The sequence below is a fragment of the Alcaligenes sp. AB3 genome (assembly GCF_031844565.1).
Classification (GTDB): domain Bacteria; phylum Pseudomonadota; class Gammaproteobacteria; order Burkholderiales; family Burkholderiaceae_B; genus Alcaligenes; species Alcaligenes faecalis.
The window spans coordinates 493,877-519,577 of the sequence record NZ_JAUZVM010000003.1 but is presented as its reverse complement, the minus strand read 5'-3'; the positions used below and the strand labels follow the sequence as shown (position 1 = coordinate 519,577).

General features: G+C 57.7%; 22 protein-coding genes. 9 read left to right on the top strand and 13 right to left on the bottom strand.

The window, feature by feature from the left end:
- Nucleotides 1-915: 915 nt before the first annotated feature.
- The 4 genes from Q9R35_RS09865 to Q9R35_RS09850 form a co-directional block, all read right to left on the bottom strand.
- Nucleotides 916-1,584, bottom strand: coding sequence for a metallophosphoesterase (locus Q9R35_RS09865; RefSeq protein WP_086068349.1), 669 nt, complete (start codon nucleotides 1,582-1,584; stop codon nucleotides 916-918).
- A gap of 145 nt (nucleotides 1,585-1,729) precedes the next feature.
- A complete protein-coding gene (locus Q9R35_RS09860; RefSeq protein ID WP_311219782.1) occupies nucleotides 1,730-3,997 on the bottom strand; it encodes a TonB-dependent siderophore receptor in 2,268 nt (755 codons plus the stop codon).
- Between the two features lie 253 nt (nucleotides 3,998-4,250).
- Entirely contained in the window at nucleotides 4,251-5,237 is a 987-nt protein-coding gene (locus Q9R35_RS09855; protein ID WP_042489029.1) for a FecR family protein, read from the bottom strand.
- A 27-nt stretch (nucleotides 5,238-5,264) separates the two neighbouring features.
- Nucleotides 5,265-5,771, bottom strand: a complete 507-nt coding sequence (locus Q9R35_RS09850) for an RNA polymerase sigma factor (RefSeq protein WP_063693243.1) — start codon at nucleotides 5,769-5,771, stop codon at nucleotides 5,265-5,267.
- Nucleotides 5,772-5,967: 196 nt separating this feature from the next.
- Here Q9R35_RS09850 and Q9R35_RS09845 point away from each other — a divergent pair, with 196 nt between their 5' ends.
- Nucleotides 5,968-7,101 carry an aminotransferase class V-fold PLP-dependent enzyme gene (locus tag Q9R35_RS09845; protein WP_311219776.1) on the top strand — a complete coding sequence of 378 codons (1,134 nt, stop codon included), beginning with the start codon at nucleotides 5,968-5,970 and terminating at the stop codon, nucleotides 7,099-7,101.
- Between the two features lie 96 nt (nucleotides 7,102-7,197).
- On the opposite strand, the gene Q9R35_RS09840 is transcribed toward Q9R35_RS09845, so the two are convergent.
- Genes Q9R35_RS09840 through Q9R35_RS09825 form a run of 4 tightly spaced genes read right to left on the bottom strand, consistent with a single transcriptional unit; the run spans nucleotide 7,198 to nucleotide 12,556 of the window.
- Nucleotides 7,198-8,694, bottom strand: a complete 1,497-nt coding sequence (locus Q9R35_RS09840; RefSeq protein WP_311219775.1) for a TolC family protein — start codon at nucleotides 8,692-8,694, stop codon at nucleotides 7,198-7,200.
- A 4-nt stretch (nucleotides 8,695-8,698) separates the two neighbouring features.
- A complete protein-coding gene (locus tag Q9R35_RS09835; protein WP_311219774.1) occupies nucleotides 8,699-9,385 on the bottom strand; it encodes a MarC family NAAT transporter in 687 nt (228 codons plus the stop codon).
- A 23-nt stretch (nucleotides 9,386-9,408) separates the two neighbouring features.
- Nucleotides 9,409-10,881 carry an amidohydrolase family protein gene (locus tag Q9R35_RS09830; protein ID WP_311219773.1) on the bottom strand — a complete coding sequence of 491 codons (1,473 nt, stop codon included), beginning with the start codon at nucleotides 10,879-10,881 and terminating at the stop codon, nucleotides 9,409-9,411.
- 40 nt (nucleotides 10,882-10,921) lie between these two features.
- Nucleotides 10,922-12,556 carry a Na+/H+ antiporter gene (locus Q9R35_RS09825; protein WP_042489017.1) on the bottom strand — a complete coding sequence of 545 codons (1,635 nt, stop codon included), beginning with the start codon at nucleotides 12,554-12,556 and terminating at the stop codon, nucleotides 10,922-10,924.
- 203 nt (nucleotides 12,557-12,759) lie between these two features.
- On the opposite strand from Q9R35_RS09825, the gene Q9R35_RS09820 reads away from it, so the two are divergent.
- The 5 genes from Q9R35_RS09820 (at nucleotide 12,760) to Q9R35_RS09800 (ending at nucleotide 18,185) form a co-directional block, all read left to right on the top strand.
- Nucleotides 12,760-13,014, top strand: coding sequence for a YtcA family lipoprotein (locus Q9R35_RS09820; RefSeq protein ID WP_311219772.1), 255 nt, complete (start codon nucleotides 12,760-12,762; stop codon nucleotides 13,012-13,014).
- Between the two features lie 7 nt (nucleotides 13,015-13,021).
- Nucleotides 13,022-14,071 (top strand): multidrug transporter subunit MdtN, encoded by a 1,050-nt coding sequence (gene mdtN, locus Q9R35_RS09815; RefSeq protein WP_063693231.1) that lies wholly within the window; start codon nucleotides 13,022-13,024, stop codon nucleotides 14,069-14,071.
- Complete coding sequence (locus Q9R35_RS09810) at nucleotides 14,058-15,809, top strand: FUSC family protein (protein ID WP_311219771.1); 1,752 nt, start codon at nucleotides 14,058-14,060, stop codon at nucleotides 15,807-15,809. The genes mdtN and Q9R35_RS09810 overlap by 14 nt, the downstream gene beginning before the upstream one ends.
- Nucleotides 15,810-16,124: 315 nt before the next feature.
- Complete coding sequence (locus tag Q9R35_RS09805; RefSeq protein ID WP_045931673.1) at nucleotides 16,125-17,504, top strand: NCS2 family permease; 1,380 nt, start codon at nucleotides 16,125-16,127, stop codon at nucleotides 17,502-17,504.
- A 69-nt stretch (nucleotides 17,505-17,573) separates the two neighbouring features.
- Nucleotides 17,574-18,185: an HAD-IB family hydrolase gene (locus Q9R35_RS09800; protein WP_253248645.1), complete on the top strand. Its 612-nt coding sequence runs from the start codon at nucleotides 17,574-17,576 to the stop codon at nucleotides 18,183-18,185.
- 203 nt (nucleotides 18,186-18,388) lie between these two features.
- On the opposite strand, the gene Q9R35_RS09795 is transcribed toward Q9R35_RS09800, so the two are convergent.
- From Q9R35_RS09795 to Q9R35_RS09780, 4 genes are all read right to left on the bottom strand, one after another.
- On the bottom strand, nucleotides 18,389-18,958 hold the full coding sequence (locus tag Q9R35_RS09795) for an HdeD family acid-resistance protein (protein ID WP_042489001.1): 570 nt from the start codon (nucleotides 18,956-18,958) through the stop codon (nucleotides 18,389-18,391).
- Nucleotides 18,959-19,285: 327 nt separating this feature from the next.
- Nucleotides 19,286-19,765 (bottom strand): copper chaperone PCu(A)C, encoded by a 480-nt coding sequence (locus Q9R35_RS09790; RefSeq protein WP_197314271.1) that lies wholly within the window; start codon nucleotides 19,763-19,765, stop codon nucleotides 19,286-19,288.
- 20 nt (nucleotides 19,766-19,785) lie between these two features.
- On the bottom strand, nucleotides 19,786-20,403 hold the full coding sequence (locus Q9R35_RS09785) for an SCO family protein (protein ID WP_042488995.1): 618 nt from the start codon (nucleotides 20,401-20,403) through the stop codon (nucleotides 19,786-19,788).
- Nucleotides 20,404-20,459: 56 nt separating this feature from the next.
- Nucleotides 20,460-20,825 (bottom strand): hypothetical protein, encoded by a 366-nt coding sequence (locus Q9R35_RS09780; protein WP_311219770.1) that lies wholly within the window; start codon nucleotides 20,823-20,825, stop codon nucleotides 20,460-20,462.
- Between the two features lie 136 nt (nucleotides 20,826-20,961).
- Here Q9R35_RS09780 and Q9R35_RS09775 point away from each other — a divergent pair, with 136 nt between their 5' ends.
- A complete protein-coding gene (locus tag Q9R35_RS09775; protein WP_162090095.1) occupies nucleotides 20,962-21,126 on the top strand; it encodes a hypothetical protein in 165 nt (54 codons plus the stop codon).
- Between the two features lie 20 nt (nucleotides 21,127-21,146).
- On the opposite strand, the gene Q9R35_RS09770 is transcribed toward Q9R35_RS09775, so the two are convergent.
- Nucleotides 21,147-22,853: an FMN-binding glutamate synthase family protein gene (locus tag Q9R35_RS09770; protein ID WP_042488989.1), complete on the bottom strand. Its 1,707-nt coding sequence runs from the start codon at nucleotides 22,851-22,853 to the stop codon at nucleotides 21,147-21,149.
- A 372-nt stretch (nucleotides 22,854-23,225) separates the two neighbouring features.
- On the opposite strand from Q9R35_RS09770, the gene Q9R35_RS09765 reads away from it, so the two are divergent.
- Nucleotides 23,226-25,139 (top strand): FUSC family protein, encoded by a 1,914-nt coding sequence (locus Q9R35_RS09765; protein ID WP_252606266.1) that lies wholly within the window; start codon nucleotides 23,226-23,228, stop codon nucleotides 25,137-25,139.
- Entirely contained in the window at nucleotides 25,139-25,603 is a 465-nt protein-coding gene (locus Q9R35_RS09760) for a MarR family winged helix-turn-helix transcriptional regulator (RefSeq protein ID WP_042488983.1), read from the top strand. Before Q9R35_RS09765 ends, Q9R35_RS09760 begins: the two co-directional genes overlap by 1 nt.
- Nucleotides 25,604-25,701 lie beyond the last annotated feature (98 nt).

Below are 25,701 nucleotides of genomic sequence, written 5' to 3'. Positions count from 1 at the left end.
AAGGCACAAGCATTTCGCTCAAACAACAGGACGCTTGAATCCCGAATAGCAAGCCCGCCTGCGGCAAGAAGCCTGAATCGCCCAGAGGACGGCCCCCCGGCCCAGACCGGCTCACAATGACTATCAATATGAGACTTTCGTCCTTTTGGGATCTGGCTATATGTGGTTTTTTTTGCCGTAGGTGCGCAGGGGGCTTGAGGGGTGTCGAGGTGTATTTGCTAATCGTCGTTTTCAACAGTTGGCGGAGAGGGTTGGGGATAGAGAAATCGGGCCAACTGCTAGTTATCGAGTGCCTGGCGCTTCATGGGAGCATGAATCTTGTTGAGGATCTCCTGGCGCAACAAGCTGTAGTTTGTAATCTGTAGCATGTAGCTTGTCCTTGAAGCCAAAGCCAAAGCGCCTGCCATGATGGTTGCTGCTCAGGTAGGTATAGATAGCGCTAGATACGAGGCCAGTACTGACATTGATGAAGATAGGTTTGTACGTTATTAGACCTAGTGTCATTAATTTCGTGTTCAAAGCTAGTTGAACATCAGCGATCAGCGATCAGCCATTAGCCATCAGTACTCGGTAAACAGTAAGTGGCAATGAGCTTCTGCAAAAGGATTGTCTTTGCAAATAATCGCTGAGAGCTGTTTCGGTCCTGCTGGGGTGTTGGGGCGATTCAGAGTACTGGCCGCAGGCGAGGGCTCGATCGGGGGTACAAGCATCCTGCTGTTTGAGCACGACGCTTATGGTTTGTCCGGTGGACAAACCATCGTGCGAGTTCAGGATGCGCCCCGATTGAGTTCTCGACAAGGGTACCGGTGCGCAGCGCCGGCCAGTGCTCAGCCCCGACACCCCAGCAGGACCGAAACAGCGTTTCCCCAGAGACTAATCCTGCAATCACAACCCGTAATCGAATACAAAGCACACCTACAAAGCCACCAAGCGCTTCAAATCCAGCAAGGTGAAATGCCCATGATCCAGCCACCCGCCGGTATCAATGAAAAACACGTTCCCCAACTGCCGCATCTTGTGTGTCGTCTGATGACCATGCACCAAAGCCCGAAGCCCCCCCACCATGCCATCGTATCCAGTCACATAGCGATCCCTGGACCACATACAGACATGGCGGTCATGGGCATCAAAACCTTCAGTATGGATGTGCTGCCAATCATCGTAGGGAAAGTCGGCATGGACTATCCCCACTAAACCCAAGGGTGTTTCAATTTCCATTGCCAAAGGCAGGGCTTGCAGGCGTTGGGCGATAAGCGCCTGTTCGTCCGAAGTGCAGTCGTCCAGCCATAACCCGCCATGCACACGATGATCCACTTCCTGAATGGGCTGCCCAATCGCCCGCCGCCAGGTCAACTGCTCGTGATTGCCGCAAATCGCATGAAACCAGGATAGGTCCAGCCACTCCAGAACGTGGTGCGACTCCGGGCCACGATCCACCAGATCTCCCACTGAAAACAGCCGGTCCTTGGAGGGATCAAAACGAATCCGCTTTAAAGACGTTTTCAGCTTGCTAAAGCAACCGTGAATATCGCCAACCGCAATATCGCGTCCCAAAGTGTTCTGGCTGAAGTGTGCTACCGACATGATGATGAGACCCAGACTAGGTGAAACGTGCTCATCACGGTACTCAGAGCGGCAGGCCGAGTCAAGAAAGACACGGCCTGCCGCTGCACTTAGTCAGAGTAAGCTGTACTTGTCGGGCAAGACAGCCTCATGTTCAGCAAGATGATTACCAATACAAATTCATGTTCAACATCACTTCCCGTTCCATGCCCCGGAACTGGCCGGTGTAATACTTCTTGTTGAACACATTGTTGACGTTCAGGGCTACCCGATAGCGGGACGTCTCATATGCCACCGCCATATCTGCCAAGGTGAACGAAGGGTTGTAGTTCAGGCTGCCATCCGGCCGCACATCATTGGGCGACTTGCCTCGATACCGTACACCCGCCCCCACCATCAAGCCCTGAATTTGCTGGGGCCGATAGTCCAGCCACAGGCTGGCGGTCTGACGTGCGGTTTGCAACGTCTGCCGATCAATTTCTGCCGTGCGCTCGCTTTGCGTAGTCCGTGGATCCAGATAGGTATAGCCCGCCATCAGGTTGAGCTGAGAGCTAATGGGCAGCTTGGCTTCCAGCTCGATACCCGTGGATCGTACTTCTCCTGTCTGGACGCTGAAACGCGGGAAGTTTGGATCGGGCGTGGTGACATTGGTCTGGCGCAGGTCAAACACCGCAGCGGTAATCAGGGCATCGGTTCCCGGTGGCTGATACTTCACCCCGGCTTCGTATTGTTTGCCCTCGCGAGGCTTGAATGCCGTGCCATCTGCCGCCCGCCCTGTTGTGGGGTCAAAGGCGGTGGAGTAGCTGATGTACGGAGCCACACCATTGTCAAACAGGTACAGCAAGCCCGCGCTGCCGGTGGTGGCACGGTCCGTCATGCGAGGCTGCGTTGCACTGCTTTGTACAGTGCGAGCGGTGTCGTGACGCAAGCTGACATTGGCAACCCACTGGTTCCATTTCAGCTGGTTCAGCATGTAAATGCCGGTCTGCTTCAGATCGCGCTCGGAGTAATCCAGCTCGGGCGGTGCGATGGACAGCCCGTATACCGGGTCGAGCATGTCCAGATCAGGTACGTTCCAGCCAAAGCCCAAGCCGTCGTTTTCCTTGTAGCGCAGATAGTCCACACCAAACTCCAACGTATGCTCCAGTGGTCCCCAGTTAAAGTCCTTGCCGACCCGGCTGTCTACCGTGAAGGTACGGCCTTTGGTTTCCTGGGCCAGGCTGGCTCGGGAGACGCTGCGCTGGTCGGCCAGAACGGCCATGGCGTAGATATGGCGGTAATCAATGTCGATTTCCGAATAGCGCAGGTTCTGACGTAAACGCCAGCCGCTCTCGGTGTCATGCTCCAGAGCGTAGCCAATGGCTTTGGTGTCGCGATTGAAGTAGTCAAACGCCGGGTCCCCGGCGGTGCGCTTGAGCGGCAGATCAGTGACTTCGGGGTAATAAAACAGATTGGGCCACCAGGACTTGGGGGTGCCACGTTCACGCGAATACGAGCCCAAAAGTGTCAGGCTGGTCCGGTCCGACAGTTTCCAAAGCAGGGCGGGGGACACCGAGACGCGATCATCGCGCGAGTCTATGGTGCGTCCATGACTTTTGCGCCCGGACAGATTCAGGCGATACAGCAGGGATTGGTCGTCGTTCAAGGCCCCACCGATATCCGCCGTTAATTGACGACGCTGGTAGCTGCCATAGCCCAGGCCCAGACTGTTTACGTGGTCGGCGGTGGGGCGCTTGGACACCACGTTGACCACGCCGCCGGGGCGTCCCTGCCCATACAGCACCGAGGCAGGGCCTTTCAGCACTTCGATGCTGTCCAGGCTGTCCATATCATCATTCCAGGACCCATAGGTGCCTGCCGAGAGCTGCTTCAAACCATCTTTGTAGTAGGCACTGCCGTCACTAAAGCCACGGATCACCGCGCCGCTCATGCGCAGGTCGCCCGAGCCAGACACGTCAGTCTGTACGCCAGGGGTGTAAGCCAGAGCGCGTTCAATACTTTGCGGGGCCAGAATCTTTAACTGCTTTTGCGTGACGATGGAGACCGAACGCGGGGTTTCGATCAAGGGCACGTCCAGCTTGCCACTGCGGCTGCTTAGTGCGACGTAGCTGTCAGCGGTGTCTGTAGGGGCGCGGCGTATCGTGACTGGCGTCAATTGAGTCACACCGGCTGACAAGGTGATCGTGTTGCCGTCTCGGGTGTAGTTGATGCCACTGCCGTCCAGTAATTGACGCAAAGCTTGCTCAGGTGCCAGACGGCCCGAGACAGAGCGGGCTTGGCGGCCGGCAACCACATCCTGAGAGAAAAAAATCTGCAAAGAGGTCTGTTCGCCCAGTTTCAGCAGGGCATCGCCTAAAGGCTGGGCGGGGATTTGAATAGAGACAGTTTGTTGGGCCTGCACAGCAGAAGGGGCCAGGCTGAAGGCCAGACTCACGCTTAAGGTCAAGGCACTCAAGTTCGCCTGAAAAAGGGGCGAGTGGCGACGACGTGGGGTAAAGGGGCTCACGATCCTACGTTTTCCAATGAAAATATATCTCGCGCGATAGACGCGCCCAGCCTTTGGCCAAAGGGACACAGGGGGCTGTCCTCCGAGGGAGAGCCTCCTTCACCTACCTAGACGCACAAGGTGCTTAATCACCGGAATGAGAATCATGATTATTTTGTAACAGGAGCAGGAAGCCCTGTTTTTAGCGCGCCACAACATGTTGCACGCCCGACGCATCGCTCTGGATCCGGACAGGGGCAATGGCAGGTAAGGCCTTGAGGACGGTCTCGGGTTGGTCGACATCGAAAATGCCGGAGATACGGTGCTGGCGCAGGGCGGGGGCGTCCAGAATCAAGGGCTGGGGCAGGTAGCGAGCCATTTCCTGTACAAGCACTTCTAAAGGTGTGTTCTTGAAAATGATCTTGCCGCGTTGCCAGGCTGTCAGGCTTTCCACGTCGGCCGTGTGTACTGGGCCAGGCTCCGCACCTTGGCGCAACAGCACTTGTTGCTGCGCCTCCAAGAGGCGTTCCTGACGACGCCACCAAGGACCGGACTCCACTTTGACCGAGCCGGATTGAACGCTGACTTGCAGGCTGTCTGCCAGCCGCCGCACATTGAAGCGGGTGCCGGTGACGGTAATGGTGCCCAAGTCGGTGCGCACGATAAAGGGCAGGGTTTGGTAGTGCTGGACGGCAAAAAAAGCTTCACCCTGGAGCAGTTCGATTTCCCGTTTGGATGACGATAAACGAGCCTGGGCGATGGTGTCGGTATTCAAGTCCACAACAGAGCCATCGGGCAAGGTGATTTGCTGACGTTCGCCTTTGGCGGTGAGCAACTGTACCGTCTCTTCTACCGGGTTCAACCAGCCCGACTGATGGATGGCACCGGCGCAGAGGGCCAGCACGCCGAGTGCGCCCAATCCCAGCGTCAGATAGCGGCGCTTGGGGGATGGCACGGGACCAGGGGAGTGGGGCAGCAGTCTGCGCAGGCGTTCTTCCGGGACGGCCTGGGTAGCCCGCCACAGGTACTCCACCTCGCGGTAGCGGCGCTCGTTGTCAGGATCAGCGTCCCGCCAGGCTTGGAAGGCCTGGTGGTCCTGCTCGCTGGCTTCTCCCGATTGCAGTCGGGAGAACCAATGAGCGGCATCGCTGGGGTGATCCAGTTCGTCGGAGGAAGAGGGGCGGGTCATGGCGCGGGCTTTGTGTACGACATGGCGTCAGTCAGGTACGTAATGGTGCAGTCGTTCATGGATGTGACGCAAGGCACGAGTCATGTATTTTTCCACCATGCTGCGGGAAAGGGCCATGTCCTGGGCAATTTCGGTATGGGTCCAACCCTCCAGTCGATGCTTGATGTAGACCTCTCGGCATTTTGGGGGCAAGTCGGCCAGCGCGTTCACCAGTGCCTCGGCCAACTGCTCAAACTGGGCGTGGCTGTCAGCCCCGGTCTGGCGCGGATGCTCGGTATCGCTTAGCTCGTCCAAGGGTAAAACAGTCAGGACGGTTTGGTGGCGATGGCGGCTGATCAGCCGGTTGCTGGTGCCTCGTGCCAGATAGGCACGTGGGTTGTCGATCAGGGCAGTGTTGTTTTCCAGCATGCCTACAACGGTGTCGTGCATGGCATCTTCCGCATCTTCCCGACTCTCGGCCTTGCGCCGCCATACGCCAAACAGCTCGCTATACGAGGCGAGCCAGGCTTTTATGGGACGTGAAGGGTGAGACATGGAGCGGCTTAGCGGAGCAGGCGGAAAAAAGAATAGTGAATAATAGCAATAATTCTCATTCAGGTTGTTCTTGTTCAGCCTGTCTGTGCAATTTCTTCTGACCGGAAGGGTCTTGGGGGCAAGCTGCCCGTACAGAGCTGCTTGGTCTAAAATCCTTTGATCCTTATATCTTCTCTATCAGAATTCCGAGGTTTTCATGTCTCAAACCAGCACCCCCGTTGATCCGGACGGCCTGCTTGAATATTCGGTGGTTTACACCGACCGTGCCTTGAACCATATGTCCAAGACCTTCCAGGAAGTGATGCGCGAAATCTCCCGCACGCTCAAGCAGGTCTATCAGGCACATTCGGCCACTGTGGTGCCGGGCAGTGGCTCGTTTGGCATGGAAGCGGTGGCCCGTCAGTTTGCAACGGACCGCAAGTGCATGGTGATACGCAATGGCTGGTTCAGCTACCGCTGGACCCAGATTTTTGACATGGGTTCCATCCCCGCCAGCACTACGGTTCTGAAGGCCCGCCCGATTGAGGAAGGCAAGCAGGCCGCTTACGCACCGGCCCCTATCGAAGAGGTAGTCGCTGCGATTCAGGCTGAAAAACCGGCTTTGGTGTTTGCCCCGCACGTGGAAACAGCCTCCGGCATCATGTTGCCCGATGACTATATGCGTCAGGTAGCGGATGCGGTGCACGCGGCAGGCGGTCTGTTTGTGCTGGACTGCATTGCATCGGGCACGGTATGGGTGGATATGAAGGATGTGGGCGTGGACGTGCTGATCAGCGCTCCGCAAAAGGGTTGGACCGGCTCGGCATGTTGCGGTCTGGTGATGTTGAGCGAGCGTGCTCGTCAGCACATTGAAACCACGACCAGCACCAGCTTTGCCTGCGATCTGCGCAAGTGGCTGCAGATCATGGAAACGTATGAGAATGGGGCGCATGCTTACCACGCGACCCTGCCTACCGATTCCTTGAAGGTGCTGCAAGAAGCGATGGCCGAGACAGAAGCTCTGGGCTTTGACTGGATTCGCAATCGTCAGCTGGAGCTGGGCCGCAAGGTGCGTGCCTTGCTCAGCGAACATGGTTTCCGCAGCGTGGCGGCACCGGGTTTTGAAGCGCCGGGGGTGGTGGTGTGCTACACCACGGATGACGGCATCCATTCCGCTGCGAAGTTTGCCAAGGCCGGTTTGCAAGCCGCCTCGGGCGTGCCTTTGCAATGTGATGAACCTGCTGATTTCAAGACCTTCCGAATTGGTCTGTTTGGCCTGGACAAGCTGAACAATCTGGAACGCTCGGTGGAGCGTTTGGCCAAGGCTCTGGATGCGATTGAAGAGCAGTAAACCGCTGTTGTAGCGGTTGCTAAATGAGAAGGGAGCCGTGAATGGCTCCCTTTTTTATTCCTGCTGCAAACAAACGTTCGGCTTGATTTTTGCCGACTATTGACTGGTATCCCCCGGGATTTTGGGAGCTTGATTGAGCTCGCCCATGGCAAAAGCCAGATTCACGGAGCCGACCAAACCGGCGGTATGGGCGGCAGTCTGGGCTTCTTGGGCCCCCAGCAAGCCAGTGTGTGCTTCGGTCAGCAAGGTCATGCCGGTCAGACCTTCCTTATAGGATTCCAGCGCACCTTGATAGGTGATCTGGGCCGCTTCGACCAGACTGGTGGCGGCTTGGTGGGATTCCAGAGCAGCCCGTAGCGCATCGGCGGCGATGATCATTTGCTTGTAGGCGTCCTGCTCGGTTTTGGCGACGCGCTCACGTGCGGTGTCAGCACGCAGTTGGGCTTCACGCACTTGCTTGTTACGCAGCCCGGCATCGTAGAGCGGGATGTTCAAAGCCAGCACGGCTCCTCGGGAGGAGGATTGTGGGCTGACTTCGGGCAGACTGCCCACGCTTAATGAACCCATACGTTTGGAGATAAAGCCCATCAAGGCCAGCTTGGGCATGAAACTGGCTTCGGCTGAATTTATGCCTGCCAGACTGGCCTGATGAGCGGCTTGCAGGGCCTGCACATCGGGCCGCTGGGCGATGGCTTTTTTCAGTGTGTCATTGCCAGGGATATCCAGTTCCTCGGGCAGGGGGCGGGTGGCGCTATCGGCGACTTTCAGCTCCGTCTCGGGGGACAGGCCAATCGCACCCAGCAAAGTCTGGTAGGACTGACGTGCCAGGGTGCTGGCATTCACATGGTGCAAACGGGCCTGGGCTTTCAACTGTCGTGCCTGGGCGACTTCAATCTGGGTGCCCAGTCCATTGCGTTGCCGCTCCAGGGCGATATCCTCAATCAGGGCGGCGTTCTTCAGGCCCTGAGCCGAGATTTGTGCGCGCTGGCGGGCCGAGTTGTAGTTGAAGTAGCTGATGGATACTTCGGCAATAACGGCCTGATGCACGCCGCTGAAAGTAATGCGGCTGGCCATGGCCAGCTTGTCGGCGGCTTCTTGCAAAGCTGCGCGCTTGCCAAAGTCGAACAGCAACCATTTCAAGGTCAGGGAAGGGACGGCACCGCTTAAATGGGTGTCGTAGTCCACATCGACCTCTCTGCCCAGAATGTGCACGCTGCTGTCGCGGTCGCTGCGCATATAGCCGCCCACGATACTGGCAGAGATCAAGGGCAGGTAGGTGCTTTCCACCATGCCGGCGGCCTGGGCTGCTTGTTGGGCCTCGCCCCAGGCAATGCGGGTGCTGGGGTTCAGGCGTTGGGCCAGGTCGATCAGTTCAGGCAGGCTGTATTCATGATTGGCCTGTACGCTGGGCGCAGGCTGGCTTTGATCAGGGCTGCTGTAGTCGGCCAATGTCAGGCGAGGTGGCTCCGGCGCGTCGTGCTCGGGCATGGGCTGGGTCATGGACTTGTGGTCGGGCGCAGCGCAGGCGGCCAGCGCAAGGGCGGCCGTGACTGCCAAAGTTAGACGCAATGCAGGAAAACAGGACGTGGACATAAATTCAGGATGCGGCAGAGTGAGTCAGCAGCGTAGCAGCATACTGCTGTCCGCCTTCCAGGACGAGCTGTACGGCCATGCAGACCAGTAAAAATCCCATGATGCGCGAGATGGCATCGACGCCGTTATGCCCAATGACGCGCACGATGCTGAGCGAGGAGCGCAGGCAAATGAAAAAGATCAAACCGATCAGAACGGCCAGAATGATGGGCGTGGCCACCAGCACCCATTCTGCATAGTGTCCGCGCATACCGGCCATTTTGGAGGAGGCGCTGATGACCAGCGCCATGGTGCCAGGCCCCACCGTGGAGGGCAGGGTCAGCGGGACAAAGGCGATATTGTTGTGGGCGGCGGTGTTCTGATCGGCTGCCTTGGAAACCACATCGCTGACGGTCGGCGGAAACAGCATGCGAAAGCCGATATATGCCACAATCAGCCCGCCCCCGATGCGCATGCCCACCATGGAAATGCCCAGTGCCGACGTAATCCACAAACCTGCGTAGTAGGTAATCAGCAAGGCAAGAATGACATACAGCGTCGCCTGACGCAGTTGCTGCTTTTTCTCGGCGGCGCTCAGGGTTTCGCCCAAAGACAGATACATCACCATCGAGGTCAGGGGATTGGCCAGGGGCAGCAAAAATGCCAGCCCCAGGCCGAGCAATTTGAATAACTGCATCAATTCGTTAGGCATGGGCATTCCTTGATGATGAAGGTTCAGGCAGGCAGGGCGTTCTTGTAAATCTTGCCGTCCTTGATGATCAGCAGCAGGTTCTGCTCGGGCTGTTCCAGAAAGCTCAGGCTTTGTTCGGGTTCGCCATCAATCAACAACAGATCGGCCAGGGCACCGGGTCGGATCACGCCCAGTTCGCCTTCGTATGGTTGGCGCAGGCCCGACAGTTGCAGCAGTCGGCCATTATCTCCGGTCGCCATTTTCAGCACTTTGAGCGGATTGTAAAAACGGGTCAGCTTGGACAGCATGCGGCCGTGGTGGGGCAGGTGGGCGGGGGTGAACAGAATGTCCGTGCCCCAGGCCGTCTGGATCTGGTATTTGTCTGCCAGTTCGTAAGCGCGCACGGTTCCCACGGCCACTTGTTGCTGCTTGGCCTTGCTGCGCGGGTCGTGCTGGACATTGGCATCTTCATCGGCCAGAAAGGGTTGCAGGCTCCACCATACGCCTTCGCCTGCCATTATGCGGGCGGTTTCTTCGTCGGCAAGCTGACCGTGCTCGATGGATTTCACGCCTGCCTTGATCGCACGCTGGATACCACGGGCGCAATACACATGCACCATCACGTAAGTCCCCCAGTCGTTGGCGGCACCCACGGCGGCACGCAGTTCGGCATCACTAAATTGCAGTCCTTCCAGTGGGTCGTACAAGGAGGTGACACCCCCCCCGGCCATCAGCTTGATCTGGCTGGCGCCCAGCATCAGTTGCTCACGAACGCGACGCAGGACCTGGTCGGCGCCATCGGCAATGCAAGTGACGCCTGCTCGTTCGGTGTGGCTCAGCTCGCCTTCTGCGCGTGGGACTTCGTAGCGCATACGGAAGTCCGCATGGCCGCCGGTTTGCGCAATCATGGCTCCGCTGGGGTAGATGCGCGGGCCATGCAGCAGGCCCATATCAATGCCGCGTTTCAGGGAGAAGCTGGGGCCTCCGGCATCGCGCACGGTGGTAAAACCGCGCAGCAAGGTGCGCTCGGCCTCCTTGCTGGCAATCAAATGCAGGTCGGCTGGGTCGGCCATCATGGCCGTCATCTGGTCGACAGCGCACAGGAGGCTATGCCAGTGGGCATCGATCAGGCCAGGCATCAGGACCTTGTTCTGGCAGTCCATGACGGTGGCGTCGGCCGGAATCTCGGCAAGGGGCATGACAGCGCTAATGCGACCCTGATCGATCTGGACGGCCAGCCCTTTCTTCAGCTCTGTCGTTTCCCCATCAAACAGGCGCAGATTGCTCAGAATCAGTTTGGGAGCCAGAGCAAGAGGCTTTTGATCCAGAGCATTATTGGACTGAAAGGCTGGGCTTGCGGGGGTGGCGCTGGGTGCAAAGCTGGCCGCTGCGCTCAAGCGCTTGTGGATGAAGGGAATGGACGGGTGGGCGCAAACGCAGGCAGGCAAGCCGTGACGGTAAGCTTGGCGTTGTTGGCGCAGGGCAGGGGACTGGCCCAGGTAAGAATAAGTCTGCATGGCGTCCTAAAAATCAAAGATAAATAAAAGGAAAGCGGACTCAAGACATACGCAGTTCGATCAGATCCAGCAGGCGGACCCTTTCGCGAGCGATTTCATCGGATATCTGGTGTGTGCGAGCTAGAGTGTAAACGGCATCACGCGCGGCATGGATGGCCCGGATTTGCATGTCTTTTTCCAGTGCTTGTTCTGCCAGACCCTGCTCGCCTCCCTCTTCCTGGGGGCTGTGAGCAATATTGCTCAGAACTCGATCGGCCATGGCCGTATAACGGGCTCCTGACGACTCGGGATTGTGGGCAATCAGCTCATTCAATGTTTGCGCCACCGATTGGGCGCTGGCGTGACGCACTGCTTGTTCGGCCCGTTCTTCTTGCTCCTGACGTCGACGCAGGGCAGGGAAGGAGACTCGTTTCATTATGGGGGGCAAGGCCAGGCTGGCTGTCAGCAATGACACGATAATGACCACAGAGGCCAGGAAAATAGCCAGATCCCGGGCAGGAAAAGGACTACCATCGGCTAGAGTGAGCGGCAAGGTCATGACACCGGCCAAGGTGACGGCACCTCGTACCCCTGCAATGGACAGCACCAGCACCAGGCGCGGGTTGGCTTGTGCGGTTTCGGCATCATGATGCAGGCCCAGCAGGGACAGGCCGCGTCTTAGCCACAGGTAGGCGTAAACGCATAAAAAGCGCAGCAAAATCAGGGTGGTACACATGGCGACTGCATAGACCAGCAGCCAGGCCGGATTGTGGTGCCCCGTTTCCTGAACAACCTGTACCGCTCCGCGAAAGATAGCCGGTAGTTGCTCGCCCAGCAGGACGAACATCATGCCATTCAGGCTAAGTTGCAGGGTGTCCCAGACGGTTTTGCGCTGCATGCGCGTGGCTGCCAGTGCATTGCCCGAGAGCTCGGCATAGCTCATGGTCACGCCTGCCGCGACAGCGGCCAGAATGCCGGAGGCCTCCATTTGTTCGGCCAGGAAATAAGACGCAAAGGGCAGGAGCAGACTGAACAGAACTTCTGGCCCTGGCTCTTCGCCCCAGCGGCGTACAAAGAGATTACGCAGAAATAGCAGGGCGCGTGTGGTCACCACACCAACGACCAGACCGGCCAGCGTTAGCCACAGGAAGTTCTGGCTGGCAGAGGTGATGGAAAAAGATCCACCCAGCGCCAGGGCGACAGCCAGTCGAAACGCAACCAGACCGCTGGCATCATTGAAAAGCGATTCACCCTCCAGTAAAGCCTGTAGCCGTGGGGGCAGAGGCACGCGGCGGGTAATAGCCGAAACGGCGACTGGGTCAGTAGGCGAGACGATGGCGGCCAAGGCAAAGGCTACGGGCAAAGGCATGGCAGGAATGAGCCAATGCAGAACGTGGCCTAATCCGAATACCGTTAAGAAAACCAGGATGAAGGCCAGAACCAGAATGCCGATTCGGTCCCGAATTAAACTTTCCTTGGAAATGCGCCAGCCGTCCAGAAATAATAAGGGTGGCAGAAAAAGATAAAAGAACAGATCCGGATTCAGGGTCATTCCATGATTGAACCAACCGGCAATCAGAAAGCCGAGCAGAATCTGTACGAGAGGGGCAGGGATGGCAACAGGTATTATCTTGACCACGCTGTTGCTGATTAAAACCGCGGCCAGCATGCTTAAAGTCAGGTTTACGTCATCCATGGCAACTCTGTGTAAATAACTAAGGTTATCGAGACCCTATCAGAAAGATGGTTGTCACTATACTCGTGAAAATGATAGATACACAGTTGCTTAATCTGGCAGGGATATAAAGGATGTATTTGAAAAGGCTCAGGTACAATTCTTCGCTGCGATCCGGGCGCAGTGCGCTGATCGGTTTAACACTAATCAGGGAGATGCCACGCATGCGTGCGCTACTAGCCGGTCTGGCTGCCTTGCCCTTGTTGGGGGGATGTTCTCTTGCACCGTCGGTTTATATGGCGGGTTCGTATTTCCCGGCCTGGCTGGTGTGCGTGCTGGGAGCCGTGCTGCTGACCTTGCTGATACGTTGGGGACTGATCCGCGCAGGTGTGGATGATGCCCTGCCCATGCGTTTGCCTGTCTATGCCTGTCTGACACTGGCACTGACCTTTGTCGCACTTCTTCTTTTTTTCGAGTGACTGAGCCATGACCCAGGCACAGAAATCCTCCCCCCGTAAAGGCGCTGCCCGCCTGTTGAGCGTGCTGATTGTTGTCGCCGCCATTGTCTTGGCATGGTGGTATTTGCAACGCTCAGCCAACAACCCCTTGTCCGAAGACGCGGTGATCGGCGCCGATGTGGTGCATATCTCCAGCTCCCTGCCCGGACAGATTGAGCGCATGGTCGTGCGTGACGGCCAGTTCGTTCGCCGTGATGAATTGCTCTTTACCGTGGACCCGGTGTTTTATCAGCTGCGTCTGGAACAGGCCCAGGCTGAACTGGCGCTGGCCCAGGCGACGCTGGACATGAAGCAGCGCGCCGTGCGGGCAGAAGGGCATAACGCCGTGATTGCGGATGATCAGATCACCCGCGCAAAAACCAATTTGGCGATGGCGGCACAAAGCCAGCGTCGCTTGGCAAACCTGGCGGCCAAGGGCTATGTGTCCCAACAGCAATTGGATGAAGCCAATACCTTGCTGCGCGATGCTCAAGTCACACTGAAACAGGCCACGGAGCAATCCGGTGCGGCTCAGGCTCTGGTCGGCAATACGCAGGCAGAGGAAGCTATGGTGCAAGCGCGTCAGGCGGGTCTGGCGATGGCCCAGCGTGATCTGGAACATACCCAGGTCAAGGCACCGCACAATGGCCGGATTGTGGGTTTGCGTACCGGTGCGGGCGAACATTTAATGCCCGGTACCTCCGTCTTTACCTTGCTGGATACGGACTCCTGGTATGTCACGGGCATGTACCGGGAAACGGATCTGAAAGAGATCAAACCCGGCACATGCGCCACCGTGTATGTGCTGTCTGATCCTTCGCGCAAGCTCTCGGGCAAGGTAGAGGAGATTGGTTGGGGCGTCAGCAGTCAGGAGCAGATCAATCTGCCACGCAGCCTGCCCTATATTCAAAAATCCATGAACTGGGTACGGGTGGCGCAACGCTTTCCGGTACGTATCCGTCTGGATGCGCCGCCCGAGGATCTGATGCGCATGGGCGCGTCTGCCACCACCATCATTCATCGCGATGGCGACTGCTAAGACCGGCTTGTCGGGTCTGACGCGGCTGGTCTGGCAAGACTTGCAGCCCACCCCTGGCCGTCTGGCGCAAAGCTGGCGAGTGGCCGTGCTGTGCGCCCTGATGGTGTTGCTGGCCATGAACTACGGCATCCCCGAGTCTGCCGTCAGCTGCTTTGTGATCTTCTTTGTGATGAAGTCTGACGCTGGGGAAAGCTCGGTGCTGGCGCTGGCCCTGGTAGTGCTGGTGTCTATTGTGGTGCTGCTGATGGTGCCACTGATTCAGGTCACGATTCAGTATCCGGCCTGGCGTTTGCTGGCCATGGTGCTGACGTCCTTTGTGCTGCTGTTTTTAGGGGTCGCCAGCAAGCTGGGGCCCTTGGGCGGCATTATTGCCTTGGTCATCGCCTTTGTGCTGACCTTGCTGGGCTATGTACCCTTTGGCGAAATTGCTACCCGCGCCGTGCTTTATGCCTGGTTGATGACCTGCGCCCCCATGGGCCTGGTGCTGATCTTCAACCTTTGCTTTGGCTTGTACCCGCACAAGGTGCTGCGTCGTGAACTGGCCGCGCGCTTGCGTTTGGCGGCACAGGGTTTGATGGGGCAGGCCGATACGCAGGATTTGTGGGATGAGCTGGCGTTGGGAGTCAGCGCACAACAAAAGCGACTGGGCTGGATAAAGTTGTTTCATTTGCGAACGGCACAAGAGCAGGCGGATCTGGATCAGGCCATTTTGAATAGCTACCGGGCCTTGCTGGCGGTTGCCGTTCTGCGCGATCAGCATCTGGACAATGAGCAGGCCACGGCGTTTGCCCAGATCTGCGAGCGCAGCGCGCAGGATATTGAACAAGGGCGTTTGCCGCAGATGGATGATCTGCCCGAGCTGCCTGCTTCCAGCTCTTTGGCCGTACAGGATTTGCGCGATGCCTTGCTGGCTTTGTCGGGTGCGGTATCCATTGGCAAGGCGGACCCGGAGCATGGCTCTTTCATGGTGCCCGATGCCTTTAGCAATCCGGTGTATCAGCACCATGCCTTGAAGGCGACGGCCGCTGCCGTGCTTTGTTATCTGATCTACAGCGCGGCGGACTGGCAGGGCATTCATACGGCCATGATTACCTGCTACGTGGCCGCCTTGGGTTCCACCGGGGAAACCGTACACAAGCTGGCCTTGCGGATTGTGGGCTGTTTGCTGGGGGCGGCGCTAGGCTTTATCACCATCCTGTTTGTGATGCCGCATCTGCTGGATATTGGTGGCTTGATGGTTGTGGTCTTCCTGGTCTCCTTGTTGGGGGCCTGGGTGTTCTACGGTCCCGAGCGTATTTCCTATGCCGGTATTCAAATTGCCTTTGCTTTTTATCTGGTGACCTTGCAGGGCTTTGGCCCCAGCTTTGATCTGGATTCGGCTCGGGATCGCGTAATCGGCATTTTGCTGGGTAATGCAGTCATGTACGTGATGTTTACTCAAATCTGGCCCGTCAGTATTGCGGGCTCGGTGCGTCAGCGTCTGGCCAAGGCTTCTGAAAGCTTGATGGGGTTGGGAGCCTTGTGGCAAGAGCGTCCGGCCCAGGCCGTGCAGCAGTCGGCCAGTGTGGCCCAGGAGCTGTCGGCAGCCAAGTACGGCTTGGCCTTGATGCAGCTGGAACCAGAGGGCTTGCGCCCGGACGAGCAGCAGGCCCGGGATATGCAATTCCAATGGCAGGAGCTGCGTCAACAGTTCATTGGGCAGGCCTATCTGCCTGTGTCCAGCCACCGAAGCGATTGATAACCCTCATTACCTAGAGGTGATTTTCCTGCCTTTGACGGCTCGTAGAATGAGCCTCACTTCCCATTATCGGGATCAAAAGAAGCGCCGCAAAGGCCTCGGTTCGGTCGGAGACACCCCCGTATACCTTCTTCTTTCTGCCTATGTCTGCATCTTGTTGCGGGCAGGGCAGGACTCGTCTTTGCTCGGCTTTTTCTTTGATTCAGCTTGTGAGAAGTCTCTTGCCCCTTTGGGGCTGGAACTGTCCATTACTGATTCCTGATGACGGCAACGCACCGTTTCAGACATCACAATACTGATAAAGGAGCATGAAGTATGGCTGAGCAAGAATCCGCATTGCGGCCAGGGCAGGAGGCCCTGGTCCCTCCGGTTGCTGGCGGTTGGTTGCAAAAACATTTTGCTTATAAAGAGCGCGGCAGCTCCTTGCGCCAGGAAGTCCTGGCGGGGCTGACTACCTTTCTGGCAATGGTGTATTCCGTCTTTGTGGTGCCCTCCATGCTTGGCAAGGCGGGCTTTGATACCTCGTCGGTTTTTGTGGCCGTGTGTCTGACCAGTGCCTTTGGCTCTTTGCTGATGGGGCTATGGGCGAATCTGCCGATTGCAGTGGGCTGTGCCTTGTCCTTGACCGCATTTTTGGCCTTTGACCTGGTGCTCGGGCAGCAACTTAGCCCGGCGGTCGCTTTGGGGGCCGTGTTCCTGATGGGCCTGATCTTTACCTTGATTTCCGCCACCGGGATTCGCACCTGGATTTTGCGCAATCTGCCTTTGGGCATTGCGCATGGCACGGGTATCGGGATTGGCCTGTTCCTGCTGATGATCGCCTCCAACGAGGTGGGCCTGGTCACCCGCAATACCGGCGCCGGTCTGCCGGTTGCCTTGGGGGATGTCACGTCCATGCCGGTATGGCTGAGCGTGCTGGGTTTGGCAGCCATTTTTGGCCTGGAGCGCCGTCGCGTCACGGGCGGTATCTTGCTGGTGATTCTGGGCCTGTCCGCGGTGGGTCTGATCTTCGATCCCAATGTGCGCTTTACCGGCTTGTTTGCCATGCCAAGCCTGCTGGGCGAGAACTCCTTGATCGGCGCAATGGATATAGGCGGGGCCCTGAATGCCGTGGTCTTGCCCAGCGTGCTGGCGTTGGTGATGACGGCGGTGTTTGATGCTACCGGCACGATTCGTGCGGTGGCGGGCAACGCCGGGCAATTGGACAAGGATGGCCAGATTATCAATGGCAGCCGTGCCCTGACGACGGACTCGCTCAGCTCCTTGGTCTCGGCCAGTTTGGGCGCCTCGCCTGCCGCGGCCTATATTGAATCCGCAGCGGGGACGGCAGCAGGTGGCCGTACTGGCCTGACGGCCGTGGTGGTCGGTCTGGGCTTTTTGATGCTGATCTTCCTGTCGCCTTTGGCTGGCCTGGTGCCTTCCTATGCGACTGCGCCTGCCCTGATGTACGTGGGCTTGCTGATGCTCGGCGGTGTGCGCCATCTGAATACCGACGATACGGTCGATACCATGGCGGGTCTGGTGTGTGCCGTGTTCATCGTGCTGACCGTCAATATCGTCACGGGCATCATGCTGGGTTTCTGCACGCTGGTACTGGGCCGTCTGTTCGCCGGCGAATTGCGCCGCCTGAATGTGGGTACCGTTTTGATTGCACTGGCTTTGGCCGTGTTCTACCTGGGTGGCTGGGCCTTGTAAGGCTGTACTTGGGAAGGGCCGGTGTTCCCCTTTACACTAGCCCTTTTTCTGAAAACCAAAGAGGCGCCTGTGCTGGTCGCATTTGATTTTGATGGCACGATTACAGACCGAGACAGCCTGCAGGACTTCATACGTCGCATGCGAGGTTGGCCGGTCTGTTTTCGTGCCTATTTAGCGTGTGTGCCCCGTGTCTTGGTGTGGGATCGCGGTCCGCAGCGTCGACAGGCGATCAAGCATCGGTTTTTGCGCAGTGCCTTGGGTGGTTTGAGCCGGGAGCAGGTTCAGGTGTTGGCGGACACCTATGTGCGGGATTACGTGCCGCAGATAGTCCGCCCTGAAATGATGGAACGGGTCCGGGCCCACCGGGAGCGGGGCGATACGGTGGTGCTGGTCAGCGCCTCGCCGTCCATTTATTTGCAGCCTTGGGCAAAGGCACAGGGGATGGCTCAGGTGCTGGCGACAGAGCTGGCCTTTGATGAGCAAAAAGGTTGTGTGGGCATGGCCAGTGCAAATTGCTGGGGACAAGAGAAGGTCAATCGTCTTCAGGCTTGGCTGGGGGATAAACCCGTCGCACTGGATATGGCGTATGGCGATAGCCCGGGCGATGCGCAGATGCTGGCTCATACGCGTCAGCCCTGGTTGCGGGGACGGGATCAGGCTTTACCGAAACTGGAAGCCTAGTACGCGATTTTACGGCTTCTCCCGTTCGGTTTGAGTATCAGACTCAGGAGCCTGGGAGCAGGACCAAAGCCCAGTGCTAGAGATCAAAATAGCAAAATGCCCGACCAGAATCAGTTTCTGGTCGGGCAATTTTTTTGGAGCCATTTGTAGTGATTGAATCGGCGGAGATCAAGCCAGGCAGTGGTTTGATTCTGGCCGATGGTTCAGTTCTGATTGCGCTTGATCGCCATACCAATCAACAAGCTGGCCCAACCTTGTGTCAGCAAGTCAATACCCAGGATTAGTCCCAGAATCCATACGCTATTGCCGGGCCAGCCTGCCGCAATGATCAAACCGGCTGCCAGTGTAATCAGGCCGGAGAAAGCCATCCAGCCGCCGCCTGCCTGGGCCCGATTCTGGAACCAGATCCAGAGTCGGAATGCGCCGGAGGCAATCAGGAAGGCGCCAAAAATCAGAGTCAGGACGGTGGCACCTACCAAGGGGTTGCTAATGGCAATCAGACCGGCGAACAAGTACAAAATACCGCTCAGGCTCCAGAACAGAAAGCCGCGCCAGCCTTTGGAACTCCATGCATGAGCCAGATGCAGCACGCCGCCTATGCTCATCAGGATGCCGACATACACCACGCTGGCAACCGTGGCGCCAACCACGTAGATCAAGGCGATCAGACCCAAAATGATCAGGGCAATGCCCAAGCCGATAAACCATCCAGGTTTCAGGGGCAGTTGACGTAGCAACTCAGAGCGATTGTTGTCATGTGGACTTAAGGCCATCTATGTACTCCTTGCAAGGTTAAACCGACGCTACGGTCTTAACTTTACTCCAGACCTGGGCAAGGGCCTAGTGATAGGCAAGGAGACTGCGCCAGAAACACGAAGGCCCTACCGTTGCGGTAGGGCCTATGGGCCGCTCTGGCGGCGGTGAACTGTCATGATGACAGTTTGGGAAAGCTGTGTTTCAGACAGCTTACTGACACTATGTCAGTGGTTTCAATGTACGTTAGCTAATCAAAACCAGCCAATTATGGAAAACCCGGAAGTCTGAAACAAAGCCCTTCAAACCGTTTAAACAGGCGGCTTGAAGGGGCAGGAGACATGGCTTTAGTGGCCGTGTGCGCCCTGGTGACCCTGGCCAGCCTTGGTGTTCAAGGCACGGACCGGCGCGCTGATTTTCAGCTCTTCCTTCTGACCGGCGGCGTTCTGGATTTCCAGGGTGAGATCCACGGAGCTGCCTGCCTCAACCTGCTTGTCCAGACCCAGCAGCATGATGTGGTAACCACCGGGCTTCAGTTCCACAGCCTTGCCAGCGGGCAGGTCGATTTTTTCGACCTGGCGCATGCGCATGACTTCATTTTCCATGGCCATTTCGTGCACTTCCACCTGTTTGCTCAGGCTGCTGCTGGCACCCAGCAACTGAGCGTTGTCAGTGGATTGCAGCACCATGAAGGCGCCGGTGGCTTGCTGGCCGGGAACCGTGGCGCGGACCCAGGGATCGGTCACGGTGACTTCGGCCTGGGCCAGGGTGGGCAGACTCAGCAAGGCGGCCAGGGAGAAAAGAGAGCTAGCAATAGTACGTTTCATGTTGGTAATCCTGTTGAGGTTCACTTGCTCAAAGCCAGTACCTGGCGGATATCAGCCACGGCCTCTTCAGCCGTTTGCGTGTGACGCAGGGCGATCTGCAACTTGCCTTGCGTGTCGTACACATAGGTCAAGGCGCTGTGGTCCATGGTGTAGCTGGAGCCGGTAGGAACCTTTTGGTAGAAGACTTTGAAGTCGCTGGCGGTCTTGGCCAGCTCTTCTTCGGTGGGACGCAGGGCCACAAAACCGGGGTCGAAAGCCTGCATGTAGGCACGTAGCAGTTCGGGCGTATCGCGCTCCGGGTCAATGGAGATAAACAAGACTTGCAGCTTGTCGCCATCCTCGCCCAGCTGTTCCTTGATCTCGACGGCACGGGTCAGTGCTGTCGGGCAGACGTCGGGGCATTGAGTGAAACCAAAGAAGATCAGCACGATCTTGCCGCGATAGTCGGCCATGGTGCGACGTTGACCTTCGGTATCGAGCAAGCTGAAATCCTTGGCAAAGTCGGCACTGCTCATGTCCACACCTTCCAGATTACGAAAGGCAGGCTGCTTGGGGGCCTTGTCGCCGCAGGCGCTCAGGACCAAAGGAGTCGCCAGCATGGCAAGCAGCAGCTGGCGGCGTGAGAAGGAGGCGTTCATAGAAATATCCCGCTAATTGACAACATAGGGTGGCTGCGCCGCGCAGCCGAGGCTGGTCAGGAAACGAGCGAGGAGGGAGGCCCGCGCGCACTCAGGGGCGGGCCCGTCAGGGGAAGAACGGGAGCCGCCGCCTGTTGGGCAGTGTCCCAGGTAAATCGTGGTGTAGGTGTCAGATTCCAGGCAGGGCCGGGATCATCATTCAGGGCTTTTTGTGCCTGGGCCTGGGCGAACAGACAGGCCGCATGCAGGCTGTGTTGCTCGTCGTGCTGCGGGCCGTTGGGTAGCTGCTGGCTGCTCCATTGGGCCAGGAAGGGATCACCCTGAACGCACAGACTGAGCGCGGCCGCATTGGCCGGATCGGCGCTGGGCATGTAGCCATTGGGGATCAGGCCACGCAAAAACAGGGCGCAGATTGCCAGCACCAGTAAAAACCGGCTGCGAGTACCTGAGAAGGGGAATACGCAGTGCCTGACCATGATCAGAGCATTCTAGTACAGATGGAAATTTGTTTGCCCAGATTCTGTGGCACAGTAGACACCTATCATCAAGGAGCTTGATATGCGACAGATAGGTGGGGTGCTGAGCGCCTTGGTCATGGTCTTGGGACTGGCGGCGTGCTCAAGCCCGAACCGTTCCGATGACAGCAGCTGGAGTCGGCCGTCGGGCGTTGAAGTTTACGGGGAAGTGGATGCGGGGGTAGGGACGCGGCGGCAGTCCCACTAGGGAGACTGCCGCTTGCAGCGTTAAGCCAGGGCTTGGCCTGCGCTGTCAGCTGCATCCTGTTTTTTCACGATATCTTCAGGATCAGCTTCATCATTCAAGTGCGACAAGGCTTTGCTCAGGCTGTAGGCCGGTTCAAAGGAGTCGGGGTTGGCCATGGGCCAGCCCACGCGGAAAATCGTTTGACGATAGTGGCCGCGCAAGAGCTCGCCTTTTTTCAGATCCGGGAACAGGGCCGACATCACGCGCACTTCGCCATTGCTGATACGACGGGCAATATGGTGAGGGCGCAGCTGGTCCGGGTGTTCCAGGCCTGCAGCACCCAGCAATTCCGCCAGCGCTTTCAAGGTATTGCCGTGGAAACTGGCCACGCGCAGGGATTTGTCATCCACCACCAGGGCTTTTTGACGTTGCGGATCTTGTGTTGCCACGCCGGTCGGGCATTTGTCGGTATGACAGGCTTGAGCCTGAATGCAGCCAACGGCAAACATGAAGCCGCGTGCGCTATTGCACCAGTCGGCACCCAGGGCCATGATGCGAGCCATATCAAACGCGCTGATGATCTTGCCCGAGGCGCCCAGACGGATTTGCTCGCGCAAACCGATACCCACCAGCGTGTTATGAACCAGGCGCAACGCCTCGCGCAAGGGGGTGCCGACATGGTCAATGAACTCCACGGGGGAGGCACCTGTACCACCTTCAGCACCATCGACCACAATAAAGTCCGGTGTAATGCCTGTTTTCAGCATGGCTTTGGCAATGGCAAACCATTCCCAGGGGTGCCCGATACAGAGCTTGAAGCCCACGGGTTTGCCACCGGACAAGGTACGTAGCCTGGCCACGAATTCCAGCAGTTCTACAGGGGAGTGGAAAGCACTATGGCTCGCTGGCGAGTTGCAGTCCACGCCTTCTGGCACACCGCGCGCCAGGGCAATTTCAGGCGAAACCTTGGTGCCGGGCAAGATGCCGCCGTGGCCGGGTTTGGCCCCTTGCGACAGCTTGATTTCAATCATCTTGACGTGATCCTGGGTAGCGCGCTCGGCAAAGCGTTCGGGCGAGAAGTTGCCGTGTTCATCGCGGCACCCAAAATAACCCGAGCCAATATTCCAGATCAGATCGCCACCGTGGCGCAGGTGATAGGTACTGATGCCGCCTTCGCCTGTGTCATGGGCAAAATTGCCCATCTTGGCACCTTTGTTCAGGGCCAGAATGGCATTGGCCGACAAGGCCCCGAAACTCATGGCTGAAATATTCAGCACCGACAGCGAATAAGGCTTGGTACAGTCCGGCCCGCCTACATCAATGCGGAACTGCGAGTCCTTGATGTGCTTGGGGGTCATGGAGTGGTTGATCCACTCGTAGCCATTGTTATAGACCTCCTGATGGGTACCAAAAGGCTGCTTGTCGATTTCTTGTTTGGCGCGCTGGTACACCAGGGAGCGGTCGGCCCGCGAGAAGGGCAGTTGTTGCTCATCGCCTTCCAGAAAGTATTGGCGAATTTCCGGGCGAATGGCCTCAAAAATGAAGCGCAGATTGCCAATAACCGGGTAGTTGCGACGAATGGCGTGACGAGTTTGAGTGATGTCCACCAAGCCCTGAATGCACAGGGCCAGCCCTGGTATCGCCAGCCATAGCCAGCTTGCGCTTCTGAACAAGGAAAGCAGCAAGAAAAGGGCGGTCAGGCCAATGATGATGTAGAAGGCGGTGTAGCGTGTCAGCCACTTTTGCATAAAGACTCCTGCCAAGAAAACGGGGTGAGAGGCAGGATTTAGGGTACCTGCCCATCAGGCTGCCAACATCATAGAACGCTGCCGTACGGTTTGACCATGCCTGGACAGCGATAGTTTATGAAAACTAACAATGAAAAATTTTGTGACTGACCAAGGGATGAATGAGCGTGGATTGTTGAGCCATCAAAGGCTGGAAGGCATGCGGAGAAACTGCTGCGCCGCAGCATGAGATGGATGTTTTTACCTCATGGCTCATGCCTGAGGGCCTGGATAGAAACGGCAGGAACAGGGCATTCAGCCGTCTGTAATTGAATAGGTAGGTAAGCTATCTATATAATCATGCTTTAGCTACTGTTTGGTTTCCCTTTTCTTATGTTTGCCTTTGCTCCCTGGATCCAGCTGGATCGGCCTGCGCTTTTACATGGTCTGAATATGGCCATGGCTGCCTGGCTATCCTTTGGAATCGCCGTTCTGCTGTCCGTTGATAATCCTTTTTGGGCCGCCATGCCGGTGTGGGTCTTGTCTCAAGCCTACCGTGGGCTGGTGTACGAACGGGCCTTGTGGCGGATTCTGGGAACCTTGGTGGGAGCAGGGCTGGGGCTGGCGTTCTTGCATTTGCCCAATCCCTATTTGCAATTGCTGGGCATGGCGCTGGTAGTGGGGGTGGCCTCGGCCTTGACTCATGTGTTCCGGGGCGCCTTTTCCTACTTGCCCATGTTGGCGGGGATTACGATTGGCGTGGTGGTCTTGCCTTCGGTGCTGGCTCCGGATGCGTCATTGGATCTGGCCTTGTCGCGGGTGGAGTGCACCTTGATCGGGGTACTGGTAACCACCTTGCTCTGTTCCCGGACCACACCGCGCAGTCAACGCAAGACTTATTACCAGCGGGTGCGCGTCCTGGCGGCGGATGCCTTGCGCATTGCTGCCCATGCTTTGGGTCCGTCTTATCAGCAGCCGGATCAGAGTTCGTGGACTCGTGTTCGCCAGGAGATTGTGGATCTGGATGCGCAAGCCCGTATTCTGGCGGCGGGTTCTCTGGATGCTTATCGACGCCTGCCTTATGTGGATGCGTTCCTGTACGCCGTGATCGAGCTTCTGGCCGCCAGCGCGTTGATTGCCCAGCAACGGGAGCGGGGCCTGTCGCCAGCCGCGGATTATGTACAGGACTTGCAGGAACAGGCGCAGCGTTTGCAGGATGGTCTGAGCTTGCGGGTGCTGGGCAAGACAGCCTTGCGGCAAGAAGGGCAGATCAGCCTGGCGCGCTTGCGCCGTGCAATGGGACAAATACAAAGAGCGGAGCAGGGCTTGTTCGCTGAACGGGTGCAGCCTGAACGGCACCGTGTTCTGACGACGCCCGCCATCTCGGTGGATTGGCCCCTGGCCATCCGTACTGGCCTGATCAGTGGCTTGGCCGCATTCACGGCAGGCGGCGTGGCTTACGCTTTGGCCAGCCCCGCGCTGGAGCTGATGGCGATTGGGGTGTGTACCTTCTCCATTATTCTGGGTTCCATGCCGCGTCCCCAATTGATGAGCCGAACCATGTTTACCGGGATCGCGGTGGGTGTTCTGGTCGCCAGCTTTTATCGCTACGTCGTCCAGCCGCAGCTGGTCGAAGACTGGCAGGTCATTTTGTCCGTGCTTCCTTTTCTGGTGATCGGCGGGTTGTTACGTGCCAACCGTCCTACCTCGACCTGGGCCTTGGACGCGAATATGTGTTTCCAGTTGGCCAGTCAGGCCGGGATGGCGGCGGTCAGTTGGCCCGTCATCATGAAGGAGTCCTTGCCTTTGCTGGCGGGCTCCGCGGTGGTGTGCAGTGCCTTCTTCCTTCTGCCTCGCCGTACTCATCCTCGTGGGCAAGCCTTGGTAAGGCGTGTGGTGCGTGAACTGTATCCCCTGATCAAGCGTTCGCGTCCACGCCTGTTCCGGGTCTGGCGTGCGCGAGTAGCGCGGCAATGGGTGCGCCTCTGGCACTGGATGGGAGAGCAGACTCCCCATGGCTTGCTGTCCTTGATCAACCTGGGGCATGCAGTGGTCGCGTTAAAGCGGCTCGCCAAACGCGGGCCGGAGCAGCAAGCCTGTGTGGTGCTGGTCTGTGAATTGCTGGAAGGGTTTGAGCATCAGCCCGTGGAACTGGCCCAGCAACTGCTGCGTATCAGCCAGTCGTGTACCGATACGGTATTGATGCAGGCGATTATGGATGTCGCCCAGTCCTTGCAGGGAGCGGCACCGATTCTGGTTTATGCTTACCCGCCTAATGCTATGCCTCGTGCTGTGGAGACCTCCTGATGAATCACCAACTTTATGAACGGTTTGGCTTGTCCATGATTGTGCTGGCGCGCCTTTACCGTCGTGAATTGGATCAGACCCTAGTGCGTTACGGTGTGTCCGAGGCCACCATTTTGCCTATCCGCTATCTGGCTCAATTGGGCGAACCGATACGGCAAGGACAACTGGCACGCATGATGCGGCTGGAGGGACCAACGCTGGTGCGCCTGATCGATCAACTGGAGTCCGGCGGTCTGCTGGCGCGCCTGCCCGACGAGCAGGACAAGCGTGCACGCCTTTTGTGCCTGACCGACAAAGGGCGCGACTTTCACGAACGATTGCTGGAGCTGCTGCGCCAGTCTCGTGCTCCCTTGTTTGAAGGGATTCCAGACGAAGATATAGAAGCCGCCTTGCGCTGCTTTGATCAGTTGGCCAGCAATCTGGGGCTGGAGGCAACAGATATGTCCAGCCTGTTCGGGGACTGAACCGCGCTGGCTCCTTAATACGTAAGCGCATGTTCCAGATGGTGAGAGAACCCTGAAGCTGGTTTCCTGTCGTTTTTCTTTATGTTTGAATAAACCGT

What these genes read in the sequence shown, in the direction of transcription:
- Q9R35_RS09850 (WP_063693243.1), bottom strand. Translation starts at nt 5,771, where the DNA reads ATGTCTCACCCTTCACGTCCCATAAAAGCCTGGCTCGCCTCGTATAGC.
- Q9R35_RS09865 (WP_086068349.1), bottom strand. Translation starts at nt 1,584, where the DNA reads ATGTCGGTAGCACACTTCAGCCAGAACACTTTGGGACGCGATATTGCG.
- Q9R35_RS09835 (WP_311219774.1), bottom strand. Translation starts at nt 9,385, where the DNA reads ATGCCTAACGAATTGATGCAGTTATTCAAATTGCTCGGCCTGGGGCTG.
- Q9R35_RS09765 (WP_252606266.1), top strand. Translation starts at nt 23,226, where the DNA reads ATGTTTGCCTTTGCTCCCTGGATCCAGCTGGATCGGCCTGCGCTTTTA.
- Q9R35_RS09770 (WP_042488989.1), bottom strand. Translation starts at nt 22,853, where the DNA reads ATGCAAAAGTGGCTGACACGCTACACCGCCTTCTACATCATCATTGGC.
- Q9R35_RS09805 (WP_045931673.1), top strand. Translation starts at nt 16,125, where the DNA reads ATGGCTGAGCAAGAATCCGCATTGCGGCCAGGGCAGGAGGCCCTGGTC.
- Q9R35_RS09825 (WP_042489017.1), bottom strand. Translation starts at nt 12,556, where the DNA reads ATGGATGACGTAAACCTGACTTTAAGCATGCTGGCCGCGGTTTTAATC.
- Q9R35_RS09845 (WP_311219776.1), top strand. Translation starts at nt 5,968, where the DNA reads ATGTCTCAAACCAGCACCCCCGTTGATCCGGACGGCCTGCTTGAATAT.
- Q9R35_RS09790 (WP_197314271.1), bottom strand. Translation starts at nt 19,765, where the DNA reads ATGAAACGTACTATTGCTAGCTCTCTTTTCTCCCTGGCCGCCTTGCTG.
- Q9R35_RS09830 (WP_311219773.1), bottom strand. Translation starts at nt 10,881, where the DNA reads ATGCAGACTTATTCTTACCTGGGCCAGTCCCCTGCCCTGCGCCAACAA.
- Q9R35_RS09795 (WP_042489001.1), bottom strand. Translation starts at nt 18,958, where the DNA reads ATGGCCTTAAGTCCACATGACAACAATCGCTCTGAGTTGCTACGTCAA.
- Q9R35_RS09775 (WP_162090095.1), top strand. Translation starts at nt 20,962, where the DNA reads ATGCGACAGATAGGTGGGGTGCTGAGCGCCTTGGTCATGGTCTTGGGA.
- Q9R35_RS09820 (WP_311219772.1), top strand. Translation starts at nt 12,760, where the DNA reads ATGCGTGCGCTACTAGCCGGTCTGGCTGCCTTGCCCTTGTTGGGGGGA.
- Q9R35_RS09855 (WP_042489029.1), bottom strand. Translation starts at nt 5,237, where the DNA reads ATGACCCGCCCCTCTTCCTCCGACGAACTGGATCACCCCAGCGATGCC.
- Q9R35_RS09840 (WP_311219775.1), bottom strand. Translation starts at nt 8,694, where the DNA reads ATGTCCACGTCCTGTTTTCCTGCATTGCGTCTAACTTTGGCAGTCACG.
- Q9R35_RS09785 (WP_042488995.1), bottom strand. Translation starts at nt 20,403, where the DNA reads ATGAACGCCTCCTTCTCACGCCGCCAGCTGCTGCTTGCCATGCTGGCG.
- Q9R35_RS09760 (WP_042488983.1), top strand. Translation starts at nt 25,139, where the DNA reads ATGAATCACCAACTTTATGAACGGTTTGGCTTGTCCATGATTGTGCTG.
- Q9R35_RS09810 (WP_311219771.1), top strand. Translation starts at nt 14,058, where the DNA reads ATGGCGACTGCTAAGACCGGCTTGTCGGGTCTGACGCGGCTGGTCTGG.
- mdtN (WP_063693231.1), top strand. Translation starts at nt 13,022, where the DNA reads ATGACCCAGGCACAGAAATCCTCCCCCCGTAAAGGCGCTGCCCGCCTG.